14 protein-coding genes are annotated in these 14419 nt (G+C 72.3%); 5 read left to right on the top strand and 9 right to left on the bottom strand.

Annotated elements, in window-relative coordinates; translation table 11 throughout:
• Positions 1-17 precede the first annotated feature (17 nt).
• Positions 18-1373: a sugar ABC transporter substrate-binding protein gene (locus ABZ354_RS10700; RefSeq protein WP_358655145.1), complete on the bottom strand. Its 1356-nt coding sequence runs from the start codon at positions 1371-1373 to the stop codon at positions 18-20.
• 364 nt (positions 1374-1737) lie between these two features.
• Here ABZ354_RS10700 and ABZ354_RS10695 point away from each other — a divergent pair, with 364 nt between their 5' ends.
• Entirely contained in the window at positions 1738-2256 is a 519-nt protein-coding gene (locus ABZ354_RS10695; RefSeq protein WP_358655143.1) for a DUF402 domain-containing protein, read from the top strand.
• A gap of 95 nt (positions 2257-2351) precedes the next feature.
• On the opposite strand, the gene ABZ354_RS10690 is transcribed toward ABZ354_RS10695, so the two are convergent.
• On the bottom strand, positions 2352-3344 hold the full coding sequence (locus ABZ354_RS10690; protein ID WP_358655141.1) for a LacI family DNA-binding transcriptional regulator: 993 nt from the start codon (positions 3342-3344) through the stop codon (positions 2352-2354).
• 232 nt (positions 3345-3576) lie between these two features.
• On the opposite strand from ABZ354_RS10690, the gene ABZ354_RS10685 reads away from it, so the two are divergent.
• The 3 genes from ABZ354_RS10685 to ABZ354_RS10675 all read left to right on the top strand — a co-directional run bounded on the left by ABZ354_RS10685 (position 3577) and on the right by ABZ354_RS10675 (position 5956).
• Entirely contained in the window at positions 3577-4149 is a 573-nt protein-coding gene (locus tag ABZ354_RS10685) for a helix-turn-helix domain-containing protein (RefSeq protein ID WP_358655139.1), read from the top strand.
• A complete protein-coding gene (locus tag ABZ354_RS10680; RefSeq protein WP_358655137.1) occupies positions 4146-4976 on the top strand; it encodes an SDR family NAD(P)-dependent oxidoreductase in 831 nt (276 codons plus the stop codon). The genes ABZ354_RS10685 and ABZ354_RS10680 overlap by 4 nt, the downstream gene beginning before the upstream one ends.
• Positions 4977-5239: 263 nt before the next feature.
• Complete coding sequence (locus ABZ354_RS10675; protein WP_358655135.1) at positions 5240-5956, top strand: DUF2690 domain-containing protein; 717 nt, start codon at positions 5240-5242, stop codon at positions 5954-5956.
• A gap of 111 nt (positions 5957-6067) precedes the next feature.
• Here ABZ354_RS10675 and ABZ354_RS10670 read toward each other — a convergent pair whose 3' ends face one another.
• Both ABZ354_RS10670 and ABZ354_RS10665 read right to left on the bottom strand, forming a co-directional pair.
• Positions 6068-6613: a GNAT family N-acetyltransferase gene (locus ABZ354_RS10670; protein ID WP_358655133.1), complete on the bottom strand. Its 546-nt coding sequence runs from the start codon at positions 6611-6613 to the stop codon at positions 6068-6070.
• Positions 6614-6727: 114 nt separating this feature from the next.
• Positions 6728-7990 (bottom strand): amidohydrolase, encoded by a 1263-nt coding sequence (locus tag ABZ354_RS10665; protein WP_358655395.1) that lies wholly within the window; start codon positions 7988-7990, stop codon positions 6728-6730.
• Between the two features lie 255 nt (positions 7991-8245).
• Between ABZ354_RS10665 and ABZ354_RS10660 the strand changes: the two genes are divergently transcribed.
• Positions 8246-8422, top strand: a complete 177-nt coding sequence (locus tag ABZ354_RS10660; protein WP_358655131.1) for a thiazolylpeptide-type bacteriocin — start codon at positions 8246-8248, stop codon at positions 8420-8422.
• 123 nt (positions 8423-8545) lie between these two features.
• On the opposite strand, the gene ABZ354_RS10655 is transcribed toward ABZ354_RS10660, so the two are convergent.
• The 5 genes from ABZ354_RS10655 to ABZ354_RS10635 all read right to left on the bottom strand — a co-directional run bounded on the left by ABZ354_RS10655 (position 8546) and on the right by ABZ354_RS10635 (position 14401).
• Entirely contained in the window at positions 8546-10465 is a 1920-nt protein-coding gene (locus ABZ354_RS10655; RefSeq protein WP_358655129.1) for a TOMM precursor leader peptide-binding protein, read from the bottom strand.
• A complete protein-coding gene (locus tag ABZ354_RS10650; RefSeq protein WP_358655127.1) occupies positions 10462-11217 on the bottom strand; it encodes an ABC transporter permease in 756 nt (251 codons plus the stop codon). The genes ABZ354_RS10655 and ABZ354_RS10650 overlap by 4 nt, the downstream gene beginning before the upstream one ends.
• Positions 11214-12197 (bottom strand): ABC transporter ATP-binding protein, encoded by a 984-nt coding sequence (locus tag ABZ354_RS10645; protein ID WP_358655125.1) that lies wholly within the window; start codon positions 12195-12197, stop codon positions 11214-11216. Before ABZ354_RS10645 ends, ABZ354_RS10650 begins: the two co-directional genes overlap by 4 nt.
• Positions 12198-12284: 87 nt before the next feature.
• Positions 12285-13388, bottom strand: coding sequence for a peptidase M50 (locus tag ABZ354_RS10640; protein ID WP_358655123.1), 1104 nt, complete (start codon positions 13386-13388; stop codon positions 12285-12287).
• Positions 13388-14401, bottom strand: coding sequence for a lantibiotic dehydratase C-terminal domain-containing protein (locus tag ABZ354_RS10635; RefSeq protein WP_358655393.1), 1014 nt, complete (start codon positions 14399-14401; stop codon positions 13388-13390). The genes ABZ354_RS10640 and ABZ354_RS10635 overlap by 1 nt, the downstream gene beginning before the upstream one ends.
• Positions 14402-14419: the final 18 nt, after the last annotated feature.

Genomic DNA, 14419 nt, shown 5'->3' with positions numbered 1-14419 from the left:
GCAGGGCGGACGACCGGTCAGTCGCTGACGTCGAGCGCCTGCTTGCGCAGGGATGCGGCGCTCTGGGTGTCGGTCTGCTTCAGCACGTCGGCGAGGGTGTTCTTGCCGCCGATCACGCTCGCGGTGCCGTCACTGAGGTAGCGGTAGGTGTCGGTCATGGTCGGCCCCCAGGTGAAGCCGGTGTCCACGTTCGCGGAGGCCCGGGCGAAGACGTCAAAGATCTTCTGCTTGCCGTAGAAGCCGACGGGCTGCTGGAGCGCGGGCAGGTCGAGTCCGGCCTTGGCCGCCGGGTAGAGCCCGCCCTCGCGGTTGAGGATGGCCAGCGCCTCGGGGTCGGTGTTCAGCCACAGGGCGAACTCGGCCGCTTCCGCCGGGTGCTTGCTCCCGCCGAGCACCGCCGTGGTCGACCCGCCCCAGTTGCCGGCCTGCCTGCCGCCGTTCTCCCACTGCGGCATGGGTGCCACCGCCCACTTGCCGTCGGTGGACTTGGCGTTGTCGCGGATGGTGCTGTAGCCCCAGGCGGCGCTGATCCAGGTGACCACCTCGCCCGAGTTCCACGCCTTGTAGAGCGCCGGTGAGAAGCCCTGCAGGTCGGTGGCGACGAGCTTGTCGTCGATCATCTTCTGCCAGTAGTCGGCCACTCGGCGGCTCTCGGGCCGGTCGACGGTGACCTTCCAGGCGTCGCCCTCGCGCTCGAACATGGTGGCCTTGTTCTGCCACAGCAGTCCGGTGAACCAGTTGGGGTCGGTCTGGGAGAAGTGGGTGATGTACTTGCCCGCCTTCTTCAGCTCGCGGGCCTGGTCCGCGTACTCGTCCCACGTGCCGGGGGCCTCGAGGCCGAGCTTGTCGTAGATGTCCTTGCGGTAGTAGAGCGCCATGGGCCCGGTGTCCTGGGGCACGGCCCACACGCCGTCCTCGCCGCCGGCGCCGAACTCCACCTGGGACCAGGTCCAGTCGGCGAAGCTGCTGCCCGCAGCGTCCACTCCGGGGCAGGAGGAGATGTCGCGCAGGCCGTCCTTGAGACGGAAGCTGGCCAGCGAGTCGTACTCGATCTGGCCGAGGTCGGGGGCCTTGCCGGCCTTCAACGCGTTGGACAGGTTCTGGTAGGTGCCCGCGTTGCCCGCGGGGGTCGTCTTCAGCTTCACCCGGACGTCGGGGTTCTCCTTGTTCCAGACGTCCACCGCCTTCTGCATCCCCGGCACCCAGGACCAGTACTGCAGGGTGACCTTGCCCGAGGACTTCTCGCAGGACGTGTCCGCTCCGGCGTCGTCCGTGCCGCCACCGCCGCAGCCGGTGGCCGCGGTGAGAGCCACGGCCAGCGCGCCGATCACGCAGCGTCTGGCCAGGGATGAAGTGCGATCACGCGTCGCCATGAGGGTGCTCCTTGCGCCGAGGTCCCGCCCCGTTGAAGCGGTGGCCGCAACCTTCACAACAGGAATCCACAGAAGTCAACAGGGTTGACGGGATTCCTGGGTTTCGAGGTCACTTCGTGACCCTCGACCCGGCGGGCGTCAGCTACCAAATCTCCACGCTGACCTGGCATTTCGCTTTCACATGCCGCCCATCCGCGCTTGGGGTCTCGCCATACGGAATCGATTACGCTACGGTGCTTGTCCGGATGGCGTGGTTCCGGATTGGGTGACATTGCTATGGTTTGAGAGCTGTGGGCACGGCAGTTGCTCCCGCTGGGGCTCCGATCCTGACTCCCGGCCGGCGCTGTCGCGTTAACGTCGGGGGGTGATCACCGAGAGCACCTCCGTACTGGTCGACATCCGGAAGTACGACGGCCGCCTGAGCGCGCGGTGGACGGCCGACCGGCTCGGCGAAGACGAGCACGGCGTGTGGTTGGGCACGGCGCGGGGGGTCGCCGTGCGTTCGGCCGCGGGAGGCTGGACGACCCGGTTCGCGTACGTGGTGCTGGTGCCGCGGGACGAGTGGTGGACCGCCACGTTCTGCGCGGATCCGGGTCCCGAGATGTACTGCGACGTGTGCACGGTGCCCGAGTGGAACGCGGACGGGACCGTCCTGCGCATGGTCGACCTCGACCTGGATGTCGTGCGCTCTCCCGGCGGCGAAGCATGGATCAAGGACGAGGACGAGTTCGCCGAACACCGGGTGACGTACGGCTATCCCGACAGCCTCGTCGGCAAGGCCCTGCAGACCTGCGGGTGGTTGATGGAGGCGGGCCGTCGCGGCGGCAACGGCACCGAGCCCTTCGCCTCGGCGTACCGTCACTGGCTCGGCCTCATCAGCTGACCAGGGGCGCGGCCGCCCCGCACGCGGTGGGGCGGCGGTGCTCCCGCCAGGGATCAGCCTCGAGCGCCGACGGGCGGGCCGGGACGACGCGTGGATCAGGCCGAATCCCGGGCGACGAACTCCGCCTCCACGTGGACGGTCCGATGCACGGGCCGACCGTCCAGCCTTTCCCTCAGCAACCGGGCGGCGGCCCGGCCGACGCTGTCCGCGGGATAGCGGATGGTCGTCAGTTGCGGGTGCACCAGGGAGGCGAAGGCGGCGTCGTCGTGGCCCACCAGCGCCACCTCACCGGGAATGTCGATACCGAGCTCCCGGGCCTTGTCCATGGCGCCGATCGCGATCACGTCGTTGGCGCAGAACACGGCGTCCGGCCGGTAGCGCCGGTCCATCAGCCGGGCGAATCCGGCGGCTCCCGCCTCACGCGTGTGCTCACCACGGATCACCAGCTCCCGCGGCAGGGCGGTGCCGAACTGCCCGGCCAGGGACCGGAGCAGTTCCAGGCGCGGGTCACCGCCCGTCGCGTCCCGCGGACCCGCGATCATCGCGATCCGCCGCCGCTGTGCCGCCGTCACCCGCTCCAGCGCACGCCGGGTCGCGGTCCGGGCGTCGGGGGTGACCAGATCCACGGGGCCGAAGGGGACGTCCGCGCTGACGACCGCCGGGATGCCGGCGGCGGTGAGCGTCTCCATGTCACGGGGCAGCAGCCGGAACGGCGTGATCACGACACCGGTGAAGCGCTGCTGCACGGCCTCGGCGAGCAGCGCGCGCTCCTCGTCCCGGCGGGCACGGGTGTTGCAGACGACCACGTGGATCCCCATGCCGCGCAGCTCCTCCTGGAGGGTTGCCGCGAGCTGGGCGAAGAAGGGGTTGGCGATGTCGGGCACGATCAGCGCCACGAGGCTGGAGCGGCCCGTACGCAGGCTGCGCGCCGCCGTGTTCACCGTGAAGCCCAGCTCGGCGATGGCGCTCTCGACGGCCGCCCGCGTCTGCGGGGCCACGGCGCGTTTGCCGGACAGGACGTAGGAGACGGTGGCGGAGGAGACTCCGGCCGCTCGGGCGACGTCCGCCATGGTGACCCGCTCTTGCACTGCTCACGCTCCCTTCGCGCCGTCACCCTACTTCACCGGCCGATCTGCGCAGAGGCGCGCTTCGATGCCGCGGACTCCGGCGTGTACCCAGGTCAGGGCGGTGCGGACGGTGCGGCGGACAGGCCCGCGCGACGAACGTCCCGGCCGGTCGCCGGTGCGCGCGGGAACCGGCCGGCCCACATCGACGACCCGAGGCATTGACGCTCTGACATTTCATGCATAGATTGTCAGCATGTCCGCCGATGAACGCGTCGCCCTCATCCTCGACGCCGCCTACACCTGTTTCACCCGGCACGGCGTCCGCCGCACCACGATGGACGACATCGCCCGTGCCGCCGACATGTCCCGGCCTGCCGTCTACCAGCACGTACGCAACAAGGAGGACGCCTTCCGTCGGCTCGTGGAGCGCATGCTCCAAGACGCCCTCGACGCCTCCCGCGAGGCACTCGCGCAGGACGGCGACCTGGCCACGCGGCTGACCGGCGCGCTGCGCGCCAAGCTGGGGATGGTCATGCGGGTCTGGCGCGACAGCCCGGCGCACGCCGCGGAACTGCTCGCGGTCGACGCCCGGGTGTCCGCCGACCTCGTCGCGCGCTACGACGAGTCGATGCGGGCGCTGCTGCGGGACGCCCTCCAGCGGTCCGGACACGGACCGCCGGCGGCGAGCGTCGCAGAACTCATGATGGCGCTCACGCGCGGCCTCGAAGCGGACCTCACCGACCCCGACACCCCCCTCGACCTGCTCCGCCGGGGCGTCGAGCTGATGATCGCCGGCCTGTCCGGCCGTCCGGAGGAACTCTCATGACCGCATCCGTTCTGATCACCGGCGCGTCCTCCGGCATCGGCCGCGCCACCGCCAGGCACCTCGCGCGACGCGAGGACCTCACGGTCTACGCCACCGCCCGCCGCCCCGAGACCCTCGAGCCGGCGGGACCGGGCATCCACCCGCTCGCGCTGGACGTGACGGACGAGGAGTCGATGCGCGCCGCCGTGAAGCACATCGAGGAACGCCACGGCTCCGTCGGCGCCCTCGTCAACAACGCCGGGTACGGCCAGTACGGCACCGTCGAAGAGACCGACATGCAGGCCGTGCGGCGCCAGTTCGAGACCAACGTCTTCGGGCCGGCGCGCCTCGCACAACTGGTCCTGCCCGGCATGCGGAGGGCCGGCGGCGGACGGATCGTCAACATCGGCTCCATGGGCGGACGTCTCGTCTTCCCCGTGGGCGGCTACTACCACGCCAGCAAGTACGCCGTGGAAGCCCTCAGCGACGCCCTCCGCTTCGAGGCCGCTCCCTTCGGAGTCAAGGTGTCCCTGGTGGAACCGGGGCTGATCCGCACCGGTTTCGAGGACACCGCCTCCGGCACCCTCGCCGACTCCGCAGGCGACGACAGCGTGTACGCCGCGCTCAACGAGGCGGTCGGCCGCCGGATGGCGGACTCCTACCGGTCGCGGCTCCTCGCCGTCGGCCCGGACGCCGTGGCCACCGTCGTGAAGCGGGCCGTCACGGCAAGGCGCCCCCGCACCCGTTATGTCGTGACACCGGCCGCCGTGGCCCTGGTGCACACACGTCGCCTGCTCGGCGGACGCGCCTTCGACGCGTACCTGCGCCTGCAGTTCGGCAAGGTCTGAGCGGGCACGGCCGCCCACCCGGCCGGACCGCGGCGTCAGCCGCGCACGCGAGTCGCCCGGGACCTCGCCGGCACACCCCTGGCCGGAACTTTCCGGCGCACAGCGGGCGCTCGGCGGCACGGGCGAGCCGGAATCGTCGACTGTCCGGCATGAGGGCGCGCGAGATGGGCTGTTCGCGCCTTCCGTACTACCGTCGTGCGACTTGTCCCCACGGGGCGAGAGGTCAATCCTGACTCTTCCGGACAATGCACAAGGCGGTCACCGTGACGACGAGCAGTACCGACGACGACTCGGCACCCACCCCCGAACCCGCGACGCCACCGTCCACGGACACGGGCACGGGCACGGGCACGGGCACGGGCACGGGCGGGAACGCGGGTGCGGATGCGGATGCGGACCGGAGCACGGAGGGACACGCGAACGCGGACCGGAGCACGGAGGGGCTCGCGACCGTGGACGCGGACGCGGATCGGGACGCGGACGCGGACGCGGATCGGGGCGACAGGCGCAACGGCGCGGCGGTGCTGGCCGTTGCGCTGGCTGTCATCAGCGCCGTGGTGACGGCCCTGGTGACTCCCCTCGGGGACCAGCTGACACACGCGTTCTTCGACGAGCCGACCTGTCCGGGTGAGGCCTGCGACGGGAAGAACCCCCAGAACCAGGGGTGCAACGAGGACGCACGCACCTTCAAGCCCGGTGGCGGCAACCCGGCCGTCCTGCAGCTCCGCTACAGCGAGAACTGCCGGGCCGTGTGGGCGAAGATCGAGCGGGGGAGCCCGGGGGACCTGGTCACGGTCCACGTCACCGGCCGCGCCGAACGCACGGCCGAGATCAATTACGGCCACGACCAGTTCACCGGCATGGTGGGCGTGAAGGAGGGCGACTTCCAGGTCACGGCCTGCGCGATCCCGAAAACCGGGGGCGACAGCACGTACGAGAAGTACTGCATCCACGGGAGCGAGGCCACCGCCTGGCGATGACGGAGGGGGCGGGGCCGCCCGGGGGCAGGGCCGATGCCGTACGACCTGGGCGTCGGCGAACCCTGGGGCGTGGGTCTGGCGCGCTCCCCGCCGGGCGGCCCGGCGTCACCGTCACGGGGCCGCCGCGTAGCAGTGAACGGTCACGAGCCGGGACGGGCTCCACCGTTGTTCGAGGGTGGCGAGCCGTTCCCAGCCCAGCCGTTCGTACAGGGCTGCCGCGGCGGTGTCGGAGGCGACGACGTCCAGCACCGGGTGCAGGCCGCGGCCTCGTGCTTCCGCCACGGCCCGGCCGATGAGCAGCGCACCGATCCCGTGCCCCCTGGCCCACGGGGCGACGAACAGCCGGCTGACCACGGCGGTCAGGGTCTCGCGCGTCCCGTTCCGCCCGCTCCACAGGCCGGGGGCGAGGTCCCCTTCACCGGCGCGGGACAGGCTGACGTGGCCGACGACCCGGCCGTCGAGTTCGGCCACCCAGGCTTTGAGCCCGGAGTCCTGCGACAGCCACGCGGCGGGCCGGTCGGGCCAGTTCACCGGGTAGCCGTCGCGCCGGTGGACTTCCGCGAGCACGCGCACGCAGTTCTCGACGTCACCGTCCGTCCTGCACCGTATGCGGCGGTCCGGCCCCTTCACGGCAGCCCCGGGGTCCTCGGTATCCACTCCGGCATGAGAACACAGGTCACGGGGACACGGACATGTCCCTGTGTCCGGCACGTGCCGCAGTGGGCTTCGACAACCCCGAGAATCCGCCGGGCCGCGCCTCGGCCGCGTCCTTCAGCGGCCGTCGGTCCCCGCCTTCGGCTCCCGGTTCAGGCAGGTCAGGGCCGCTGTCGTCAGGGCCGTCGTCGCCGTGGGGAGGGCGATCGGGAGGTGCGGGGCGAACTCGGGCGAGTGGTTGGGGGGCAGCGCGGCCAGGCGTTCCGCGGCGTTGGCGCCCGGGGTGGCGGCCCACTGGCGCGGGCCGGTCGTCCCGAACATCCAGTAGCCCAGGGCGATGCCCGTACCGCCGTGGATGTCCCGGCCGGCGTCGCCGTAGAGGGCGAAGTCCTCGGTCGCCATGGACGGCGCCCAGGCCATGACGCGTTGCGGGCCGAGGTGTTCGCGGTGCGCGGCCGACAGCGCGGTGGTGAGCTCCGGGTCCGGGAGGACGGCCGGGGAGCGGGCGGTCACGGTGATGTCGGGGTCGCGGGGGCAGCCGGAGGCGGCGGCCTCGGCGCGTACGACCCGTTCGACGGCCGCCACGGCGCGGTCCAGGGACGCCGGGGACAGGGCGCGCACGGTGACGCCGAGGGAGGCGGTGTCCGGTACGACGTTGCTGCGGGTGCCCGCCCGGAGGAAACCGACCGTCAGTGCGGTCTGCTCGGCGGGCGCGCACTCGCGGGCGACGATCCCCTGGAGCCGCATCACGACCGCGGCCGCCGCGAGCACGGGGTCCACCGTCAGGTGCGGTGTACCGGCGTGTCCGCCCCGGCCGTGCAGGGTGATGGCCAGGTCGGCGCCGCCCGCCAGCACGGGTTGGCCGTAGCCGTGCGCCACCATGCCGGCCAGCAGGGGCGCCGAGTGCTGGGCGAGGACGGTGTCGGGGCGGCCGAAGCGGTCGTAGAGGCCGTCCTCCAGCATGGCCCGTGCGCCGGTGAGCGTCTCCTCGGCCGGCTGCCCGACGACGACCACGGTGCCCCGCCAGTGCTCGCGCGCCCTCGCGAGCAGGGAGGCGGCGCCGAGGAGCGCGGCGGTGTGCAGGTCGTGGCCGCAGGCGTGCATGAGGGCGCCCTCGGCGGCGTAGGGCAGGCCGGTCCGTTCCTCGACCGGCAGGGCGTCCAGTTCGGCCCGCAGGTACACGCGCGGTCCGTCGCCGTTGGTGAGGACGCCGACGACGCCGTGTCCACCGATGCCGGACGTCACCGCGTAGTCCTCGGCGGCGAGGGAGGTGCCGAGCCCGGCCGCCGTGCGGACTTCCCCGCCGGACGCCTCCGGGTGCATGTGGAGGTCGATGGCGAACTCGGTCAGCGGGCGCAGCAGGGCGTCCAGGTGCCGCAGGACGGGCGCGTGCCTGCCGGAGAGGGCCGTCGCCTTGGTACTCACCCGGTCATGATCCGCCGCCGTGCCGTCGCTCCGCTGGCAGGCCGCTGGCACAGCGCTGGCATCCGGGTGCCGCGGCGGCGGTGGTGTTCTGCCGCGAAACGCCAGTGACCTGTCAGCGCGCGGCAGTCGATGCGTCAGTGGCCACCGGTCCAATGAAGGGGACCGAACACGCCGGGACCCGCCCGGGGTGTGCCGACGTCAGGAGTGATCATGGCTGACAAGAACTCCCTCGCCGCCCTCGCCGACGAGATCCTGGAGCTGGAGTCGGAGACCTTCGAGATCTCGGACTACTCGGACGCCAGCGAGGTCGTGCTCGCCGGTTCCACGAGCTGCTCCTCGACCTCGACGTGCTCCTCCACCACCAGCACCACCTCCTGCAGCGCCTGATCCACCGGGCCCGGCAGCACCCTCGGTCTCCGGTACTGCCGGACGCCGAACGGCCGGATGCCGCTTCACCCCCTCCGGGGTGAGCCGCGGCATCCGGCCGTCCCGCGTTCCCGGGCCCGTGTCCTAGGGGAACGGGTGCGGGACCCGTCGGATCTCGTGCTCCGCCAGGTCCGTGTCGCGCAGGCCGCCCCGGTGGGCCGCGGTGCGCAGCCGGGGCATGCGCAGGGCGCGCTGACGGGACCAGCCGAAGTCGATCGGCAGCAGGCCGGGGGCCAGGACGCAGACCGTGCGCAGGCCCATGCGCTCCTGCTCGGGCGTCGTCTGATCGACGACGATCACGTCGAGACCGGCCCTGACCAGTTCGTCGCGGCACAGCGCCACGTCGTCCGCGAGATCGCCGGTGCGCGGACGTCCCGACGATTCCCAGGACGCGTACGTCTGCGCCATCGGGCGGACCGACGTGGGCCGGTGGTACGGGGTCACGTGCTCGGCCATGGCGGGCAGGCCGTACAGCTGGGCGTGGTCCTTGAGGTGCAGGACCTTGCCGAAGTCGGCCGCCATCGCCTCCAGTTCCCCCTGCCGCTCCTCGACCTGGCCGGGCAGGTGCGGGATGTACGTGAGGACCTCCGACAGGGCGCCCTCCAGGGCCGCCGACGGGTCCAGTGAGGCGCCGGCGCCGAAGGAGTACAGGCCGGGGCCCCCGTCACGGCGGACCGCGAGACCCGTCACCACGGGCACGGCCAGGTCGACGCGGTTGTCGAAGGCGTGCACGTCGTAGCCCTGGAGGGAGGCCCGGTCGATCATGGCGCGGACGGTGGGGTCGCCGATCGTGCCGAGGTCGATCTCGGGCAGGCGGGTGCCTCCGTACCAGGCGAGCAGGAAGGCGTCCCGTTCGACGAGTTCCAGCAGCGCGCCGAGGACCGCCTCCTCCAGGCATCCGCCGATGGCGCAGCCGTTGGAGCATTCGAAGACGAAGTTGTCGGCGGCCAGCCCGGCGCTGTAGTGCACGAGCCGGGCCGGGACCAGCACGGGGCGTTCGTCGCGCAGGGAGTACCCCCACACCCAGGGGATGGGCCGGTCGGGGTCGAAGGGGTCGACGAGCGGGTCGTCGCGGTAGGTCTCGGGCGCGTAGAAGCCGCAGTCGGCCGGGTCGAGGGCGTCCTCGCCGAGGCTGCGGTACGACGCCGTGAGCAGGGACGTGCCCCGTCTGCGGTGCGTCCCGGCGTAGCGCTCCAGGCCCTCGAGGAAGGCCAGGTCGCGGCTGGCGGTGAAGCCGTTGGCCTGGCCGCTCCAGGTCACGTCGGTCAGTCCGGCGTAGCCGCGCATGAAGACACTGCCCGCGACGGGTGCGGTAGTGGGCGAGGTGACGTTGAGCCAGGTCCCGGCGCCGAGCAGGCCGGTGACCGGGTTCGCCAGCGCGGCCGGTGCCAGCGGGTAGGAGGAGGCCGGTCGCAGCCGGTAGGTGTCCGGGGCCGGTTTGGGCCTGCTCGCCAGGGCGAGGGGCGTCGCGGTGTCCGTGCCGGCCGGTCCGCAGTGCGGGCACAGCGGGTCGGCGTACAGCGGGTACGTCCGCACCGTCAGGGTCGCCATGTCCAGGCACGACACCTGCGGCAGCGACCGGTCCGCCACGGTGTCGCCCGGCGGCACCGGCCCCTCGCGCACGGCCTCGCACAGCGCGTGCACGGCGTCGATCACGAACTCCGGCAGTGCGGGCCACCGCGGTGCGAAGCTCCAGGGCGTGCCCGTCTCCAGGGCGTCCCGCTCGGTGCGCGACCGCAGCCGCTGCCAGCGCATGGCCAGGCAGGTCCCGCACGCGCGCGCGTCCTCGTCGCCGCCCCACGGGCCCACCAGTACGGCCCGGGACGTCAGGTGCACCAGGGCGGTCGGACGGGTCGCGGCGTCCGGGTCGTCCTTCACGCGGCGCGCCCCGAGGGGGACGACCTCCGGCGCCCGGCCGGGCCCGGACCGTTCGGCCAGCGCGGACCGCAGCCGCTGCCGGGCCGCCTCCAGCGGCACGCTCTCTCCCACCACGGTCGTCGTCATGCGCGGTTGCTCCAGCGGAAGGTCTTCAGGCCGATCAGCGCGAAGACGACGGTGAAGGCGACCAGGGCGCCGCAGCCTCCGGCGATGTCGCCGAGGTCGCCACTGCCGGACAGGGCCGCGGAGACGGCGTCGTTGAAGTAGCGCAGCGGCAGCGCCAGGGACACGGTCTGCAGCCAGCCCGGCATCATGTCCAGCGGCAGGAACGAGCCGGACAGGAACGCCATCGGCACCATCAGGAAGTTCGCGATGGCGGCGACCGCCTCGGGGGTGTCGGCGTAACTGCCGATGATGACGCCGATGGACAGGAACGCGGTGATGCCGAGCAGCAGCACGGGCAGGGCGAGCGGCCAGCGGGACGCCGGTTCCAGGCCGAACGGCGGCAGCAGCGCCACCGCGACGAACACCACGGCCTGGACGACGCCGACGGCGAGCGCCAGCACGTAGCGGGAGGCGAGGACGGTGGGCAGGCTGGTGGGTGTCATGCGGATCAGGCGCAGCAGGTCGTCCCGGCGCCACTGCATCAGGGTGAACGCGATGCCGAAGACGGCGGCGTTGCCCACGCCCCAGGACATCACTCCGGGTGCGATGTAGGAGATGTAGGGGCGGCCGGTCTCCTCCACGTCCTGACCGCTGAAGATCAGCCCGAAGACGACCAGGAAGACCAGGGGGAAGGCGAAGGTGAAGAAGAGGGTGGCCGCGTCCCGGACCTGGGCCCGGTAGCCGGCGGCCGTCAGTGCCCCGTAGGCGCTCATGGGCGGTGCTCCGTGTTCTGGGTGTCGTGGGGGGTGCGGTCGTCGGCCTCGGCGGTGAGCCGCAGGTAGACGTCCTCCAGGGAGGCCGCGCGGGTCTGAACGCCGTCCAGGCCGCCCCGGGCGTCGAGCGCGGACAGCACCTGTCCGGAGACGCGGGTTTCCAGGACGAGGCTGCCGCCGCGCAGTTCGGCGCGGTCCACGCCCGGGACGGACTCCGCCTCGGCGACGGTCATGCGCTCGGGCGGCAGGAGGACGGAGAGGGGCGCGCCGGCCGCGTCGACGAGGGCGCGCGGCGAGTCCAGCGCCGCGACGCGGCCCCGTACCAGGATGGCGACGCGGTCGCAGAGGGCTTCCGCCTCGTCCAGGTGGTGGGTGGTGTAGACGATGGTGCGCCCCGCCGCCTTCAGGCCGCGCAGGACGTCCCACAGGTCGCGGCGTGCCTGCGGGTCGAGGGCGGCCGTGGGTTCGTCGAGGAAGATCAGCTCGGGGTCGTGGACCAGCGCCGAGGCGATGGCCAGGCGCTGGCGCTGGCCGCCCGACAGGTTCTCCACCCGGGTGTCCCGCTGCTCCGTGAGGGACACGGCGGACAGGGTCCGCTCGGCCGCCGCCCGGCCCGCGCCGTAGAGCGCGGCGACGGTCGTCAGGTGCTCGTGCGCGGTCTGGCGTACGAAGAACGCCGAGGACTGGGTCTGGACGCCGATCCGGGGCAGCAGCGCCACGTCACGCGGCCAGGGGGCGTGGCCCAGGACGGTGACGGCACCGGAGTCCGCCTGCCGCAGCCCTTCCATGATCTCCACCAGGGTGGTCTTCCCGGCGCCGTTGGGTCCGAGCAGGCCGAAGAACTCGCCGCGGGAGACGCGCAGGGACACCGCGTCCAGGGCCTGGTGGTCGCCGTAGCGCTTGCTCACCGCCTCGACGTGGAGGGCCGCGTCCGTCTCGGGGTCGCCGGGATCCGCCGGCACGGTTTCCGTCTTGGTCATGAACAGCCTTTCAGAACAGGCCCCTCGGGGTCGGAACGGGCCCCGTGGGGGCCCGGACAGGTCCGTCGGGGGGTGAGCAGGCGCCCGTCAGGAGGTGAGCAGAACGATCGCGGCCGTGACCGCGGCGGCCACGAGCAGACAGACCAGGACGGACGAGCCGATCCCGTATGCCGTGTAGAGGATCCGCGCCCGGCGCGGGTAGCGGGCGGCGGCCTCCCGGTCGCTCATCCGCAGCCTCAGATACGTGCCGCTCGCGGGCGCGTACGCGGACACGCCGAGGGCGTGGCCGAGCATGGTGTAGCCGTCGAGCGGCGGCAGGGGCAGGAGGTTGACGAGGGCCTGGACGCTGCCCAGCAGGAGCAGGCCCGACAGTGTCCTGCGGGTGGGGTCGCCGGTCTCCAGCAGCCCCCACCAGAGGGTGAACGGCAGCAGGAACAGCAGGTTGGCGAAGGCTCCGGCCGCGCCGATGACGAGCTGGTGTCCGCGGCGCCGCAGGAAGCGGTAGTTGTCGACCCGGCAGTACATGATCATGGCGGGCAGGCGCCAGCGCAGGCCGATCTCGCTGACCGTGCCGCCGTAGTGCCGGGCGGCGATGCCGTGCGCCAGTTCGTGTCCCGCGGTGCTCAGCCACAGCAGCGTGAACACGGCCACCAGGGCGACCGGTTGACGCAGCAGCCATCCGGTGTCGTCGAGCAGGGTGCCGAGGCCGGCGGCCAGGACGCTCTCCGCGGCCAGGCACAGTGCCAGCAGCGGCAGGATGACCGTCCGGCGCAGCAGGGGGCGCAGGATGCGGTGCAGGCGTCCGGTGGTGGCTTCGGCGTCTGCGACCAGGCGGAGGGTGCCCCGGTAGAGGTTGCCGTTCAGGGCGGGGGTGTGCGGCGTGGCGGGTGTCCGGGGGACGGGCGCACCGACGAGCAGCCCCTTGGTGCCGAGCAGGCCCAGCAGTTGTCGCCAGTTGGCGGGGCCGAGTCTGCGGCCGAAGGCGGCGGCGTACTCGTCGCCGATCTCCTCCAGGCTCCGGGTGCCGTCCAGCCGGGAGATGAGGAAGTGTTCCTTCGGCCCGACTTCGAACGACGCGCCGCCGACCGGGTCCTTGATCAGGTGGACGGTGGCCGGGCCGCGCAGCAGGGCCCGGCTGAGCAGGATGTCCGGCCGCAGGCGGGGGCGGTGCGTGGAGACGTCGGGGTGCATCACACGGCCTCCGCCCCGGACACGGGGTCGCCGCGCAGGACCCGTCCGAGGATGTGGGACAGGTAGGCCTCGTCGCGGATCGTCACATGCAGCCGGTTGTTGGTCATGTGCATGTACGGCGAGAGCAGCAGCGGCAGGGCGACGGCGGGATCGGTGACCTGCTCGTCGCGGGTGCCGTCCCAGGAGCGGAAGACCAGGTCGCCGGCCTCGGCCAGGGCTACGGCCCTCTCCCGCAGTTCGAGGCAGTGGGCCGCCCAGCCGCGCAGGAACACCGGCAGCCGGTCGAGCCGGTCGCCGGCCAGGGCCGCGCGGATCTCGGCGAAACGGCGTCCCAGCGGCGGCGCCGTCTCCAGGTAGTTGCGGTCGTACTCCTTCGACCCGATGAAGCCGGTGTCCGGGAAGGCACGGTGCCAGAACTCGTAGTAGCTCTCGAGGTAGCCGGCGAGTTCGTCGTCGTCGGGCAGGAAGCAGCCCGCCATGACCATCATCAGCTGCGCCGAGGTGCCCAGGAGTACGGTCCGCAGGTGCAGGTTCATCGTGGACAGCGCGTCGATGACGAGATCGCTGGAGTGCGCGAAGTGCCACTCGGCCAGCGCGATCCCGGCCTCTCCCCCGTACTTGCCGTACTCGGGCTCGTACGGCTCGTAGGAGCGCGAGTTGTTGGGGCGCAGCCGCATGCGGCCGTCCTCGCCCATGAAGTCCCCGCGGTCGCCCTCGGGGAACTCGATCTGGAACAGGGTGTTGTAGAACTCGTTGAGGAAGCCGGAGTCGACCTCGTAGAGGGCGGGCCGGGTGCGCAGGAACGTGTCGACGGCCTCTTCGGCCCGGCGGCGCACCTCGTCCGTCGCCTCCTGGGACGACGGCTTCAGACGCAGCCGCACATGCGGGCCCTCCAGCCAGTAGTTGATGAAGAAGTGCCCGGCGAGCAGCCCGTCGTCGCGCAGCCCCGCGACCAGCGGGCCGACGCAGTTCACCAGCAGGGGCTGCGGGTTGGCGGCGTAGAAGATGTGCATGGCCTGCCACGCACCGGG

The sequence above is a fragment of the Streptomyces sp. NPDC005925 genome (assembly GCF_040638805.1).
Classification (GTDB): domain Bacteria; phylum Actinomycetota; class Actinomycetes; order Streptomycetales; family Streptomycetaceae; genus Streptomyces.
This window is presented reverse-complemented; position numbering and strand designations above follow the sequence as displayed.

Excerpts from the sequence above, each read along its gene's own strand:
- ABZ354_RS10680 (WP_358655137.1), top strand. The coding sequence starts at position 4,146 with ATGACCGCATCCGTTCTGATCACCGGCGCGTCCTCCGGCATCGGCCGC.
- ABZ354_RS10685 (WP_358655139.1), top strand. The coding sequence starts at position 3,577 with ATGTCCGCCGATGAACGCGTCGCCCTCATCCTCGACGCCGCCTACACC.
- ABZ354_RS10660 (WP_358655131.1), top strand. The coding sequence starts at position 8,246 with ATGGCTGACAAGAACTCCCTCGCCGCCCTCGCCGACGAGATCCTGGAG.
- ABZ354_RS10650 (WP_358655127.1), bottom strand. The coding sequence starts at position 11,217 with ATGAGCGCCTACGGGGCACTGACGGCCGCCGGCTACCGGGCCCAGGTC.
- ABZ354_RS10640 (WP_358655123.1), bottom strand. The coding sequence starts at position 13,388 with ATGCACCCCGACGTCTCCACGCACCGCCCCCGCCTGCGGCCGGACATC.
- ABZ354_RS10700 (WP_358655145.1), bottom strand. The coding sequence starts at position 1,373 with ATGGCGACGCGTGATCGCACTTCATCCCTGGCCAGACGCTGCGTGATC.
- ABZ354_RS10655 (WP_358655129.1), bottom strand. The coding sequence starts at position 10,465 with ATGACGACGACCGTGGTGGGAGAGAGCGTGCCGCTGGAGGCGGCCCGG.
- ABZ354_RS10635 (WP_358655393.1), bottom strand. The coding sequence starts at position 14,401 with ATGCACATCTTCTACGCCGCCAACCCGCAGCCCCTGCTGGTGAACTGC.
- ABZ354_RS10645 (WP_358655125.1), bottom strand. The coding sequence starts at position 12,197 with ATGACCAAGACGGAAACCGTGCCGGCGGATCCCGGCGACCCCGAGACG.